Here is a 14,322-nt window from a genome sequence, read left to right on the forward strand (position 1 = left end):
GCGGCATGCGTGTTATCGCAATATTAAACACTCCCCGATCCGGGGAGTGAGTTCTTAATAGCAGGCAGTAAAGTCAGGCAGTAACGCTGCGATCAGAATGATCACCCTGTACTGTGCACGAAAATCGACATCAGCCCCTTGAGCGGAACCGTTGGCTCGCCAGACGACCCGTTTACATTCATCCCGCCAGTTCGAATCACCTTCAACGAAGCTTTATCATCATATCTGTACAGCGCAGTTCAGCCTGCGCAAGGGCAGAGGAATAGACGCTTTCCCGCACCGGCACAAAACCCTGCTGCGCATAGAAGGTTTGCGCATTCGGCGTTGAGGATAAGGTTAATTGCTCAAGGCCACGCTCACGCGCTTCCCGTTTGATAGCATCCATAATCAGGCCACCCAGGCCTCTGCCAGTAAAGTCAGGTAAGGTAAAAACCGCCTCAACACTGCCTGAAGCGAGATCAAGAAAGCCGGTCGCTACCGGCCGGTTATCCGGGTCGACAGCCACAAAAAACGGATTCGCAATAATCACCTTCCTGTAACTTTCCGGCATGTTTTCCGGGGTCCAGGCGGTAATAATGGCCTCGTCATAACTGTTTTTACATCCATAACGGATAGCCTGGTTACGGATATTCCAGCATGCTTCTGCGTCAGCAGGCACGGCAAGTCTGACCTTCATCGCTTCTCCTTGTCTGTTTTAAACCACTTAACCCGCTGCCTGGCTTTCCAGGCACTTTAATGGGCATTGATTAAAAGGCCTAAGCCTCAACATTCTTTCTGGTGCCACTGTACTGCATCGTGTTTCAACTCTCGCTGTTGAGGTCTGACGGCAGCGATCGGGTTAATACTTGCTTTGAATATTTCCAACCTGATGCGTTTGTACATACAAATCACCTGCTGTTGTAGCGTTATGGCTACGCTCATAAAATGTTGAAGAACATACCCACGATGACTCAACCTGCTCGCCGGGCACTGTCCACGTCGTTAACTCCCGCTATTTCCTGCCGCTTCCCTTGATAATCACAGCCTAAACTGCTGGCAAAAATCACCGATCCACTATACTGACCATTGCACTTGTCATTTCCTTACGAGACTGCGCAAGGCGTATTACCTGCTCGAGTCTCATCCATGACCTTCAGGAGAACAAAATGCAAAACAGTAAAACGCTAAAAGGATTGCTGGCGGTATCGGCAGTGGTCGCCATGTTCAGCACGGCTGGCGTGCAGGCGCAGACGGCCACCAGCGGCGCGCAGAATGCCCCCGCAGGCCAGGCCGGAGCGAACACGACACTCAGTGCCGGTGACGAAAAAGCGGTCAAAGATATGGCGCAGGCCAATATCAACGAAATCGCCGCCGCTAAGATGGCCCTCACCAAGGCGCAAAGCAGCGAAACCAAAGCATTTGCTCAGAAGATGATTGCAGACCACGGTGATGCCTTGACCAAGGTAAAAACGGTCGCTGAGCAGAAGGGCGTAACACTGCCAACTGAGCCAGACGCCAAACACAAGGCGATGGCGGCCAAACTGGCGGCGAAGAGCGGCGATGCTTTTGACAAAATGTATATGGAAAACGCGGGCATAAAGGATCACAAGATGGTGCTGTCGACGCTGCAAAGTGACGCAACGAAGATCAAAGATCCCGACGTGAAGGCGCTGGCTGACGCCCACACACCGGTTGTGGAGCAACATTTGAAGTCTGCCCAGCACATGGCGATGTAACCTGGCAGGTTGAATAAAGAAACAGGCTGTCCGGTGCAGGCAGCATCCTGCGACCCGGACGGTCTGTGTTCAACAGGCTCCAGAAAGCCCCGTTAAGAATGGCCTTGTTGACCGGATTAATGAAAGGCTAATGCGTGCCCGCTCTGCACGGGCACGCATCCTCAGGTCGCGCTCTTATAACGGGTGGCCGGTAGCAGGGTTTTAGTGCCTTTCAACGTAAACATCGAAATCACCGTAAAGGCCAGCGTGAGGCAGCCGAGAACAAGATAAGCCTGATGGAAACCCACGGTGTCATACATGCGTCCAACCCATGTTGACAGCACGACGCCTGAAAGTTGCTTCGATAAATTAAATCCTATCAGGAACAACGTTGCCGACAGCGTTGGGTTAAAGGCTGAAGAGATATATTTAAAGGTGCCCACCAGCAGGAACGGCAGCTCAAACATATGCAGCATTTTTAGAATAACCACTTCCGTGGCGGATGAAGCAAAAGAGGAACCTAAAATGCGTGTTGACATGATAACGCCGGCGATCAGCAGCGCATTCTTCGCACCAATGCGGTTCACAATCGCCGGGGCGAAAAACATGATCAACGCATTCAATAATTCTCCGCCGGTGGTGACGAAGCCAAATACTTCAGTGCCGCGTTGCGGGCTGGAGAAAAAGCCTTTAAAGAAATTAGCGAACTGTTGGTCGAAGACGTCATAAACACTCGCGACGCCCACCACGTAAACCATAAATCCCCAGAAGCGTGGCATCCGCAACAGCTCGGCGGCGGTGCGCAAAGAGAACGCCCGCTGATTGGCACCCAAGGCATCAATCACCCGTTCGGTGTTGCTGCCTTCCGGGCGCGATACCCATAACAGTACGCCCAGCACCAGGGCAAAGCCGGACGCGATCCAGAAGGTGATATTGGGATCGATGTTAAACAGAATGCCGGTAATGGACGCACATAACGCCCAGCCCACGCAGCCGGAAACGCGGACTTTGCCATATTCAAAGCGGTTGGCGCGACTGACGCGTTCAATGTAGGCCTCGACGGCGCCGGAGCCGCTGGAGAAGACGACGCCCAAATAGATGCCGCCTGCCAGCGCGCCAGCAAAGATATTAATTTGCAGCAGAGGTGACAGCACAAAAATAAAGAAGGGCGCAAACAGGATCAGTAAAACCGTGATAATCCACAGCAGATGTTTACGCAGCCCAAGTTTATCGGAGACCAGACCGAATACCGGCTGGAAGATAATCGAAAACAGCGAAATAGAAGAAAATACAATCCCGGTTTCTGTTTTGGTCAGATGGTTAACTTCCGCCAGCCAGACCGGGAAAAAAGGAAAGTAGGCCGACATAATGAAATAGTAGAAGAAAAAGAACAGCATAAAATAGATAAAGTTATGCCGTTCTCTTGGTGCCAGTTGTGAGAGTTTCATTGTGACTGTTCCATCGGGTTATGCCGTTATGCCAGGGGCTTGCGCCCCTGATTATTATTGGAAATGCAGCGTTAACTGATATTGCCACCGTGTGTCGAGCAATAACCATTGCTGCAGTACGCTGGGCGTCCAGGAGTCATCACCGCCGACGCCCATATGCTGGCCATCAAGGGTTATCCAGACGCCATCTTCCGGCTGCATCCAGTGCCAGTGATCCGTCTCCATTAACTGCTTCGTGCTGTAAGGCTGTACCGAGAAGTGAAAATCACCTGAGACATGCCAGCGGCCCCAGTCCAGCGCTTTGCTGTCGCAACGCAACCCATTTTCAGTGGGGAAAATGTACGGCGTACTCATCTCATCGAGCGGGCGCTCCCAACGGGAGAAACAGGCGCTGGTGCGGCGATCCGGGTAGTTCTCATGCGGCCCGAATCCCAGCCATGAGACCGGTTTATGCTGATCGGGCACCTGAAAATGCAGCCCAACGCGCGGCAACGGCGGCAGCGTGCTCGCGCGTTCACCATCGATGGCTAAATGCAGCGTGCCCTGTGCGTCAAAGGTCATGCGCCAGTGGCTGACGATCACCACGTCATCATTGCGCAGATAGTGCCAGCGGCTATCGATCACCACTTCGTGCGGCAGGCGCTGCGCGTCACACTGCACGCACCGTGCGGTGAGATGGTAAAGGCCTGCGCTTTTCCAGCGCTCAACCCAGGCGTTAGGATCGATGCGTTCCACTTCACTGACGCCAATATCGTTATCCAGCGGCGCGCGCACAAACTGGTCACGCAGCGGCGTCAGAAGTTGCTCTACGCCGTCGACCTGCCAGTGCGTCAGTAAGCCGCTTTGACGATCAATAATCCACTGCTGTACGCCGCTGCGAACTGTCCAGGCGGTGTCACTGTGGGTGAGCTCAGGGGCATCTGCTGCCGGGCCAGGCGTTTGTAGCACCAGCGGTGCGGCGAGGGCAAACTGTTGCCAGGCGACGCGGTGTCCGGCATCGGACCAGGCCGTGCGATCTGGCTGAATAACTTCCAGCGTCAACCACACTTCTGTGGCACCGGCGGGCAGCGTCAATTCCTCGGATAGCGTGACCTCAGCGTACGCTTCAGGCGCAAGAGCAAGCGTTGTATGGCCTGCGGCAAGGGTTTCCCCTGAGGCCTGCACCCGCCAGTGCAGCTCTTCATTATCCGTGGTGCGGAACAGATATTCGCTGGTCAGGCTGATACGCAGTGGGTTTTGCGACACCAGCGCAAACTGGAAGTACTGCTGCGCATGCATCGCTTCAATCAGCGACGGGTGAGGACGGCGATCCGGGAATACCAGGCCATTCATGCAAAACTGCCGATCGTTGGGCTTATCGCCAAAATCACCGCCGTAGGCCCAGCCAACGCTGCCATCGTCGAAGGTTTTGGTAATGGCCTGATCGGCCCAGTCCCACACAAATCCTCCCTGCAACCGGGGGTAATCACGAAACGCCTGCCAGTAATCGACATAGTTACCGAGGCTGTTGCCCATGGCATGCGCGTATTCGCACAGGATCAAGGGCCGCTGCTCGCCGGGCAGGCTGATCCATTTTTTGATCCCCCATTTCGGCACCGCCGGAATAAGCAGATCGCTTTCGACACGGGCATACATTGGGCAGAGGATGTCGGTGGTGGTGCTGTTGGCGCCGCCGCCTTCATACTGCACCGGGCGTGACGGATCGTTACGTTTGAGCCAGTGATACATCGCTTCGTGATTGCCGCCGCCGCCGGACTCATTGCCCAGCGACCAGATAATGATCGACGGATGATTGCGATTGCATTGCACCATCCGCGTAACGCGGGCGCTCCAGGCCGGTAACCACGCGGGGTCGTCGGAAAGGCGGTTCATCGGCACCATGCCGTGAGTTTCAATGTTGGCCTCATCCACCACGTAGAGGCCATAACGGTTGCACAGCTCATACCAGCGCGGCACGTTAGGGTAATGGGAGCAGCGAACGGCGTTGAAGTTATGCTGCTTCATCAACAGAATGTCCTGCACCATATCCTCTTCGGTGACGACCTGCCCGCGCTCAGGGTGATGTTCATGGCGGTTGACGCCACGAATCAACAAGGGTTTACCGTTCAGTTTCAGTAAGCCATTGCTGATTTCAATCCGACGAAAACCGATGTCCCAGGCTTCAGCCTCGATCAGCATGTCGCCGCACCACAGCGAGACCACCGCGCGATAGCAGTGGGGCGTTTCTGCACTCCACAGCGCCGGGCGCGCGACGGGAAGGCGCATCACGGCTCGTTCGGCGTAATTGCCGCGCTCATCGATTGTCGGCGATCCAGGCGGCTGACGATGGCTCGCGACCTGCTCGGCGTTATCCCACACTTCGACGTTAATCGTCAGGTTTTCAGGCAGCTGTTTCAGGCCGGCGACGCTCACATTGACCACCAGCTCAGCATCGCGGTAAAGCGCATCAAGCTCTGGCGTGAGCTGAACATCGCTGAGGTGCAGGATCGGTTTATTCAGCAACCAGACGGAACGGAAGATGCCGCTCATCCGCCACATATCCTGATCTTCCAGCCAGGTGCCTGCGCTCCAGCGCATCACCATGACGCAAAGACGGTTCTCGCCCGGCTCAAGCGCGGCGCTGAGATCAAAGGCTGCGGGCAGGCGGCTGTCCTGGGAGTAACCGATCCATTCACCGTTGCACCACAGGTGAAAAGCTGAGTTCACGCCATCAAAAATAATCTGCGTCTGACCTTCAGTCCGCCAGTTTTCCTCCACGCTAAACGTCATTGAGTAGCAACCGGTAGGGTTCTCTTCCGGTACCCGCGGTGGCGTCGTTTCAATGGGGTAACGGACGTTGGTATAGATTGGCGCGTCGTAGCCTGCCATTTGCCAGTTCGACGGCACGGTTGTGCTGCGGCTCTCTGCCAGATCGCTCTCCAGCCAGCTGGCGTCCACCTCAAACGGGCTGCGGGCATAAGCGAACTGCCACTGGCCATCCAGCAGGCGGCGCTGTGCTGAGGGTTGATTTTCGCGGGCTGCACCAAGGTCACGCCAGCTGGCAAATGTGGGATGGGCCGCTAAACGGTTCAGGTGCGTAATGGTCTGGTTTTGCCAGTCTTCACGGGCAAGAACATCATGAAATTGCAGCCCGGAAGAGGCAGGACGATCGAGATGGCGCATAAAGTTACCTGACAGGTCAAAGAAAATGTCATTCGCTAGACAAGACAGGTTGAGTTATTAGATATTTTATTGATAACAACAATATTGCTGAGATTGAAACTCATTAACGATCACGAAACAGAGCGAAAAGCAGCAAGATTTGTCGTAATGTAGACAATAAATGTTAGCGATCGACATTTATGCCCGACAGGCACAGGAGAAGAGGATGCAGCGCCGTACGTCAACGTTAGAAGATGTGGCGCGTGAGGCCGGGGTATCCCAGCAAACCGTCTCTCGCGTGTTGAACCGGCCCGACGTGGTCTCTGAGCGCACCCGCAACCGAGTGATCCACGCCATGCAGGCGTTGCACTATGTGCCTAACCGATCGGCGCAATTACTGGCAGGGAAATCGGCACCGTCGATCGGCCTGATCACCGCATCGTTGACGCTGCATGCGCCTTCGCAAATTGCCGCGGCGATCAAAAGCTACGCTGGCGCGCACCAGCTGGAAGTGGTCATCGCGATGCCGGTGATGGTGGATTACGCCTCGCTTCAGGGCCGGCTGAATGAGTTCCGTGCGCAGAATATTCGCGGTGCGATTATCAATCTGCCGCTGGAAAGCAGCCTGGCGGAAAAGCTGGTGAGTGAGAATCCGGATATTTGCTGCCTGTTTTTAGATATCTCACCGGAAACCGATGTCTGCTGCGTGCGCTTTAATCACCTCGATGGTTGTGGCGCCTGCGTCAGCCATCTGTGGGAACTCGGGCACCGGGATTTCGGTTTGCTGGCCGGTCCCGAAAGCTCGGTTTCAGCGCGTATGCGATTGAGCAGCTGGCGCGAGACCTTGCATCGGCATGGTGTCAGTAATGCGGTGACGGTTTTTGGCGACTGGAGCGCGGCCAGCGGCTGGCATAAAGCGTTTGAGTTGCTGCATCAGCACAGCCGCATTAGCGCCATCGTTGTCGCCAACGATCAAATGGCGCTGGGTGTGCTCAGTGCGCTGGCACAATTACATCGCACCGGCAGCCGGGCCGTTTCGGTCACCGGCTATGACGACACGGCGGACAGCCTCTATTTTCAGCCGCCGCTAACGACGGTTGCGCAGGATTTCAATAAGCTGGGTAAACGGGCGGTTGAATTACTTATCCAGAAGATGGCCGCGCCGCAAATCAGAATTCGTGAGCTGCTGCCGACCCATTTAATCATCCGGCAGTCGACATGGCCTTATGGTCAGCAGAATCAAAATGAGCAAGACAGCGTCATTGCGCAATTAAAAACGCTGGTGGAAAAGTTGTGAAATTTTGCACCTGTTCCCCAGGCTGGAAAGCCGGGATCGCTTTCCTGACCGCTGTGACGGCGCGCGATAGCTTCTCAGTCGGCAGCAGAATGTTGCGGTCGTATGAGTAAGCGGACTTGCTTACCTCGATAACAGCGATGATGCTGAAATCGAAAACCATATCGCTCAGCCAGATAATTGGAACGCTGGTTCTCTTCAGCGATGATGCAGCATATGTCAGAGGGCAATGTGTTATCGGCCCAGTGCAAAATGGCAGCGATCGCTTCAGAGGCATAACCTTTGCCACGCGCGTCAGCAATCAGCGTCCATCCCGCCTCGGGGCAGGGCAAAGCTGGGGTAATATCGCGATGGGCATCCTGAAATCCAAATGCACCCACATACAGATTCGTCGTTTTCTCAAATACAGCCCAGTAACCATAACTCAGGGCATGCCAGTGCCCAATGTAGCGCAGCAAGCGCGACCAGATGAATTCTGAGGTGGGCAACTCACCGCGATTCAATTTAATCATTTCTGGATCGGCCCAGCATGCCTGTAGTGCCGGGAAATCATCAAGCGTGAACTGCTTTAACACCAGGCGTTCTGTCTCCAGCCGTGGCGCCTGCTGTATAGGCATTTTATCTCCGTTGCTTTAGCACAGTGATACCGGGCAATTTATCATCACATCCTGATACGATGACGAAAAATTAACGCAGCATGACAAGTAATTTTCGCCCACGTCACAGAATACCCAACCAAAAGGCGCAGCAGACCCGTCAGTAATGAATAGCCAGCGTTGAGCAATAGCATTGGGTAAAACCGATGCCGTGGCTTACCGATCTGGCTTATTCATCACGCTCAACGCAGCAGGAATAGCAGCCTCGTTTCGCGTTATGGATCTGGATATAGCTTATCAACGGATCGGCAAAAAAAAGATGGATAAGCTGTTCAGCGAATTTTCCCTCACAGATATCCGCCTGCCGTATAAAGTGTCTCTCGTCATAGGCGCGCAATGACAGGAGCCGGGTGGTCATCACCTCCGGTAACGCGTTGACGTAAATGCCTTGCTGCGTACAGCCTTCCCACAAATAGATGGCATGCGTGCCGAAATAGGGCGTATTGGCCGGCTGATAGATGTGGTTGATGAGAATCGCGGTTTCACCCATCGGGATATCACATAATGAAATTCTGTCGGGATAGCCAGGATAACTCTCCACAGTGTGCCTGCTGGCACCCAGGCGGTTAAGACAGGCATCGCTCTGTCCAAAAAGATGAATGAACGGCTCGGCCTTCAGGCCAAAAATTTTGTAATTCATAACGTCTCCCGTGGTTGTCAGCGCTACAGTAGCGGGCAATTGAAGGAGAAACTCGCTGCTTTAGGTCAGGGAATTCGCAGTAACGTGCAGGATGAAAATGGCGCATGCGGTGCTGTGCTTCATTCAGCCAGCTTATGCGGGTGATCGGTCAAAGATGAGTGAAAAGCCCGTTCAACACACAATAAATAATATGGCCGCCGCATCCCTGGGCGGCCATTAACGGGTATTACGCTGATAACAGCGTCGCTTCCCAACAAACTCATTTTCGTGGCCTAAGCCGCGAGCAAACGATTATTCAACGGTAACGATAATTTTACCTGTCTGACCATTGGCTTCCATATAGCGATGCGCATCGGCAATATCGTCAAGCGTGAAGGTTTTATCAATGACGGGTTTCAGTTTGCCGGCGCGCAGCCCTTCGGTGACGAAGGATTTCGCCCGCGCCATTTTTTCCGCGTCGGTGGTGATTTCAAACAGCTCATAGCCGCGTAGCGTGAGATGTTTACCAAGAATCTCGAAGACAGGTACAACCATGTCACGGCTGTCGAGCGCACCATACTGGAAGTAGATGCCCTGCGGTGCCATGATTTGCATCAGCTTCGCCGCGTCTGGGCCGCCAACAGGATCAAACACAATATGGGCACCTTCACCCTGCGTCGCCTGATTAATTTCAGCCACCATATCCTGCTCTGCGGTAGCGATAACGGCGGCGGCCCCCGCCTTCATTAGCAGGTCGCGCTTTTCGCTGGTGCGGGTGAGGGCAATGGGTTTGGCACCCAGCATATTCGCTATCTGAATGGCTGCCAGGCCAACGCTGCTGGATGCTGCGCGAATAATTACATTCTGATCCGCTTGCAGGTTACCGTATTCCACCAGCGCACCGTAGGCCGTGACGTACATCATCCAGCTCGCAGCGGCTTGTGCAAAAGAGAGATTATCGGGGTGTTTTACCACCGCATGCGCCGGTGCGTTAACTATCTCACCGTACATGCCATATTCGCTAAACATGAAGGAAGGTATAACGCTGACCACATCGCCTTTGGCAACGCTTTCGACATGCTCACCCACAGCCTCTACCACTCCAGCGGCTTCATAACCCAGTCGCGCCGGGAATTCAGGTTCAATCACATACTGGCCATTGCGGTACATAATTTCTGCGCGATTAAGGCCAATAGCATGGACCCGAATCTGAACTTCTGCGGCACCAGGCGCGGGTACCTGAACATCAATAACTTCCAACACTTCCGGACCGCCAGTGCGGTTAAAGGTAACAACTTTAGACATATTCAGACCTCGTCAGTGAACGACATACCCTGGAAAGGCATGATCGATTTATCTGCGAATACTCTACGGGGTTGTCATCAGGCGAAAAATAGCTGCTGAGGAACATCAGTGTTACGAATTCAGTAACAATCGGTGGTTTCAGGCGAGCTGCCTGGCAAAAAGGTCGCTGAACCAGTCGATAAACACGCGCACCTGCGGCGAAAGGTTGCGCCTGTCCGGATACATCACTGAAACGGGCTTAGAAACACAAGGGTACTGCGTCAGGATGGCTTCAAGCTTACCGGAAGCAATATGCGGGGCCAGGGCGTTACAGGATGCCTGGATAATACCCAGACCGGCCAGGGCACAGGACAAGAGAATATCGGAGTTATCAACCAATATGCTGCCGGCAGGGCGCCGCGAAACAACCACGTCATTCTCGATAAACTTCCATTCCATCACGTCCCGGCTGTGATCGCTGAAGAAGTTAACCGCCCGATGCTGCTCCAGATCTGCCAGCGTTGCTGGCCGCCCGTGCTGCTGCAGATAGGCAGGGGCGGCACAGGTGACCATCCTGATTTCCCCAATACGTCGGGAGATGAAGCTTGAGTCCTGCAGGTCACCCAGCCGCACTACGCAGTCCACGCCTTCGCCAATCAGATCGGTTTTTTTATCCGATGAAACCAGCACCATTTCAATATCGGGATACAGCGACTGGAACCCCATCAGATGGGGAATAATGATGGCATGAGCCAGCGCCAGCGGGACATCAAGCCTGAGCCGTCCACGCGGCGGCAGGGTCGGTGAAAAACTGGCCATCATGTTATCTACTTCAGCCAGAACGTGTTTGGCACGCTGATAAAATTCGTCGCCCTCAGCCGTTACGCTCAGCTTGCGGGTGGTGCGGTGAATGAGTTTTATACCGAGATCGTCTTCAAGATGCTGTATCGCTTTACTGACGGCGGGGCGGTGCAGCTGCAGAACATCAGCGGCTTTGGTGAAGCTACCCAGTTCAACAACCTGGATAAAAATAGTCATATATTCAATCATATTGGAACGCATATCAGCCCCTGAGCACCTTAATATTCCTGCCGCGCCTGTGTGTTTCGTGATTCGGATCGACCTGAGGCGCTAACTGAAAGCGAATGCGGAATGAACCGTGACTTAAGTCTACCTGAATTTCACCTGCAGGCTTTTGGGCGGCTGTGCTTCAATGTTCGCCTCTGGCGCAATGCCGACTACGCCAGGGCTTGCACGTCCGCTATGAGCGATAAGCGGACATCGTTGTCATGTTATTTATGCCGGGCAGGTTTCACAGATCATATCTTTAGCCATCGCCAGCAGGAAAGCGGTAACCGAAGTGGCGTCAGTGATTTGGCCGTTACGTATTAACTGAGCGAAGGCGCTGATTTTAATTTTTTTCACCGTCAGGCCGTACTCTTCCTCCTCCAGTTGCTGGCCGGTAAATGTCAGTTCCGTGGCAAGGTAAATATGATAGCCCTGAGCTGAATAGCCCTGCGCGAGCTTCTGATAACCGACATACAACATTTTTCCGGCGCTCAGCCCGGTTTCTTCTTTAAGCTCGCCTCTGGCAACGTCTTCAGGTGCAGCATCGGGGGAACATTCCCAGCTTCCCTGCGGCAGTTCCGTGGTTCTCTGGCCCAGTGGATAACGGTATTGCTCAACCAGGTAGACTTCATCATTCTCAACCGGAATGACGACTACGAAATCATCTTTCTCAATAACGGAATAGAGCCCCTCGCTGCCATCGGCTCTCATAATCCGGTCCTCCTTAAGCGACATCCAGCGGTTACGGTAAATTTGCCTGGATTCCAGTGTTTTTATCTCTGTCTTCACGATAACCCCCCTTCTTTCTTTGTCTGATGCTCTGCAACAATAACGTTAACGCCTTCGTCTCTGAACAGCGCGATATAGTCAGCGGGTGCATCGTCATCGGTGATGATGTCGCTGATTTCTCCGGGAAATGCATAAGAAAAGGGAGAATGGTTTCCCATTTTCTCTCCCGAAATAACGCACACGCTGCGCTCTGCAGCTTGTGCCAGTCCACGTTTAACCTGAGTTTCGTCATAGTCGATACTGCTGAAGCCGGTGGTGATATTCGCCGCCGCCGCACCGATAAAGCAGATATCAAAAGCCATGGTGCGTAACTCTTCACACACTTTATGGCCCGTTATATCCATCGCGGGCTTAAATAATTTACCGCCCAGCACAATGACTTCCACATCTGGATGATCGGCCAGCGCCATAGCGGCGGGCAGGTTGTTTGTGACGACAGTGCAACGTAATCCGGGCGGGATAGCCTGTGCGATGGCAAGCGTGGTAGTACCTCCGTCCAGTCCGACGACATCATCCTGCCGGATAAGCGAGACTGCCATCGAAGCGATAGCGCTTTTTGACGCACCCGTTCTGCCCAGCCTTTCCTGATGATGAAGCGGTACCTGGGTGCGGGGGATCGCGCCGCCACGGACGCGACGCAGCATGCCTCCAGACTCAAGCCGTATCAAATCGCGGCGAACCGTGTCTTCTGATATACCCAGCTTTTCAGCCAGTGTTGAGGCCTGCAGTTCGCCATGATGGCTCAATAAATCGAGGATTTTCTGCCGTCTTGCATCAGGTAATTTCATTTAAGTGCGCCATTTTGCAATTTATATTGCGTTAATATGCGGAAATATGCAGGTTAATGCAATGTTTTGACAGAGTGGAGGCGCAGAATGAGAGTAGAATTATTCCTGCTGAAGCAGGGAAATGAAATCCCGGCTTACTGGCAATTTATACCCGCCATAGCGTGGAAAAATCGCATCGCTGAAAAGACCGCAGACGGCGTATACAGGTACGAGGCCAGAAATCATGATTAAGGCATTATCTGTCCTGGCCGCAGGCGCATTTGTTTCGCAGACAACCGAATATTTGCCAGTCGGGCTGTTAAATCAGATAACAGAGCATCTGGGGATTAGCGGGGTGAAGGCCGGCATGCTGATTACCGTATATGCATGGATAATAACCCTGTCCGTCATACCCGTCACGTTGCTCACGCAATCAATTGACAGAAAAAGGCTTTTTGTTTTTTTGCTCGGCCTTATCGCAATTTGTAATGGCTCGGTCATGCTGACAGACAGTTTCGTCATGCTGCTTTTACTGCGGGTCATTGCAGCACTGGGACACGGTGTGTTCTGGGCAGGGATTGCCTCTTATGCCATCAGAATAGCGGGCACCATGCCTGCAAGCAGGGCGACAGCTATCGTTTTCTCAGGCATATCGCTGGCGATAGTTATGGGAGTGCCGATGTCGACTGCAACAGGAAATTATTACGGTTGGCAAAAGGGGTTTGGCCTGTTCGGCCTGTTTTCACTGATTATTATGTGTCTTGCTGTCAGATGGCTGCCTCGCGTTCATGAACCTACAGCGAAAGCGGGCCCGTCTGGCCTGCAAAAACCTGCTTTTTCCGGATTACTCTGTCTGCTGGCAGGCGTAACGCTTTTAATTATTACGGCACACTTCATGAGTTATACCTATGTCACTGTTTTCCTGAGATCAATACCGGGAGTTAATGCTGATGTTCTGACAATATTACTTTTTGTTTTCGGCGTGGGAGGAGCCTGCGGTACGCTGCTGATAAGCCGCTTTTCCCTGAAACCGTCTTTACTGACACTGGCGGGAGGCTCGGGTATCGCGCTTGCCCAGACTCTTCTGCTGATACCGCTGCCGGGTTCTCTCAGTGCTGGCGGGGTGTTGTTTCTCTGGGGCTGCGCCATCTCAGTCGTTATCGTTGGTCTCCAGTCATGGGTAATCGAAGCGTCACGGGATTTTCCTGAATTCGCATCTGCTCTTTATGTTATGTCGTTCAATATTGGAATCGGGTCAGGAGCAGTCGCGGGAGGCTACTTTACCGGTACAAAAGACAACAGTGGTTTATTTCTGTGTAGTATCGTTCTGTGTATCACAGGATTATTACTGGCTGGGATTATCTTTTTCAGAAAATCAGACAGAAAACATCGGGAAACGAAAAAGTGACAGGTCTGAGGTTATCGTATTTCGCAGATGAGCCTTTTTGATCTAAACCGCTCCAGCCTCTCTGATTCACTTAGTGATTTCAAACTGAACAGGGGTCGTTATGACGTCTGATTTCCGCTCCTGATATAAAGCGGACTCACTAAAAAACTCATCT

General features: G+C 53.2%; 12 protein-coding genes. 3 read left to right on the forward strand and 9 right to left on the reverse strand.

Going from position 1 to position 14,322, the window contains the following annotated elements; all coding sequences use genetic code 11:
* Positions 1-202: 202 nt before the first annotated feature.
* Entirely contained in the window at positions 203-676 is a 474-nt protein-coding gene (locus tag ACJY2L_RS06715; protein WP_439213309.1) for a GNAT family N-acetyltransferase, read from the reverse strand.
* 469 nt (positions 677-1,145) lie between these two features.
* Between ACJY2L_RS06715 and ACJY2L_RS06720 the strand changes: the two genes are divergently transcribed.
* The gene (locus tag ACJY2L_RS06720; protein ID WP_187485518.1) at positions 1,146-1,715 is read left to right on the forward strand and encodes a DUF4142 domain-containing protein; all 570 of its coding nucleotides are present in this window, start codon (positions 1,146-1,148) and stop codon (positions 1,713-1,715) included.
* Between the two features lie 161 nt (positions 1,716-1,876).
* Here the strand turns inward: ACJY2L_RS06720 and ACJY2L_RS06725 are convergent, their stop codons facing one another.
* Together ACJY2L_RS06725 and ACJY2L_RS06730 are read right to left on the reverse strand one after the other, a co-directional pair.
* On the reverse strand, positions 1,877-3,142 hold the full coding sequence (locus ACJY2L_RS06725; RefSeq protein WP_067436345.1) for an MFS transporter: 1,266 nt from the start codon (positions 3,140-3,142) through the stop codon (positions 1,877-1,879).
* A gap of 54 nt (positions 3,143-3,196) precedes the next feature.
* A complete protein-coding gene (locus ACJY2L_RS06730; RefSeq protein WP_439213310.1) occupies positions 3,197-6,304 on the reverse strand; it encodes a beta-galactosidase in 3,108 nt (1,035 codons plus the stop codon).
* Between the two features lie 205 nt (positions 6,305-6,509).
* Between ACJY2L_RS06730 and ACJY2L_RS06735 the strand changes: the two genes are divergently transcribed.
* The gene (locus ACJY2L_RS06735; protein ID WP_439213311.1) at positions 6,510-7,580 is read left to right on the forward strand and encodes a LacI family DNA-binding transcriptional regulator; all 1,071 of its coding nucleotides are present in this window, start codon (positions 6,510-6,512) and stop codon (positions 7,578-7,580) included.
* 74 nt (positions 7,581-7,654) lie between these two features.
* On the opposite strand, the gene ACJY2L_RS06740 is transcribed toward ACJY2L_RS06735, so the two are convergent.
* The 6 genes from ACJY2L_RS06740 to ACJY2L_RS06765 form a co-directional block, all read right to left on the reverse strand.
* A complete protein-coding gene (locus tag ACJY2L_RS06740) occupies positions 7,655-8,194 on the reverse strand; it encodes a GNAT family N-acetyltransferase (RefSeq protein WP_209502571.1) in 540 nt (179 codons plus the stop codon).
* A gap of 208 nt (positions 8,195-8,402) precedes the next feature.
* Positions 8,403-8,873 carry a DUF1203 domain-containing protein gene (locus ACJY2L_RS06745; RefSeq protein ID WP_439213312.1) on the reverse strand — a complete coding sequence of 157 codons (471 nt, stop codon included), beginning with the start codon at positions 8,871-8,873 and terminating at the stop codon, positions 8,403-8,405.
* A gap of 291 nt (positions 8,874-9,164) precedes the next feature.
* The gene (locus tag ACJY2L_RS06750; RefSeq protein WP_439213313.1) at positions 9,165-10,157 is read right to left on the reverse strand and encodes a zinc-dependent alcohol dehydrogenase family protein; all 993 of its coding nucleotides are present in this window, start codon (positions 10,155-10,157) and stop codon (positions 9,165-9,167) included.
* 138 nt (positions 10,158-10,295) lie between these two features.
* Positions 10,296-11,198 carry a LysR substrate-binding domain-containing protein gene (locus tag ACJY2L_RS06755; RefSeq protein ID WP_439213314.1) on the reverse strand — a complete coding sequence of 301 codons (903 nt, stop codon included), beginning with the start codon at positions 11,196-11,198 and terminating at the stop codon, positions 10,296-10,298.
* A gap of 234 nt (positions 11,199-11,432) precedes the next feature.
* Positions 11,433-11,915: an NUDIX domain-containing protein gene (locus ACJY2L_RS06760; protein ID WP_439213315.1), complete on the reverse strand. Its 483-nt coding sequence runs from the start codon at positions 11,913-11,915 to the stop codon at positions 11,433-11,435.
* A 74-nt stretch (positions 11,916-11,989) separates the two neighbouring features.
* Entirely contained in the window at positions 11,990-12,781 is a 792-nt protein-coding gene (locus ACJY2L_RS06765) for a DeoR/GlpR family DNA-binding transcription regulator (RefSeq protein WP_439213316.1), read from the reverse strand.
* Between the two features lie 223 nt (positions 12,782-13,004).
* Here ACJY2L_RS06765 and ACJY2L_RS06770 point away from each other — a divergent pair, with 223 nt between their 5' ends.
* A complete protein-coding gene (locus ACJY2L_RS06770) occupies positions 13,005-14,168 on the forward strand; it encodes an MFS transporter (RefSeq protein WP_439213317.1) in 1,164 nt (387 codons plus the stop codon).
* Positions 14,169-14,322 lie beyond the last annotated feature (154 nt).

It is taken from the genome of Duffyella sp. Ts4 (assembly GCF_051851875.1).
GTDB lineage: Bacteria > Pseudomonadota > Gammaproteobacteria > Enterobacterales > Enterobacteriaceae > Duffyella > Duffyella gerundensis.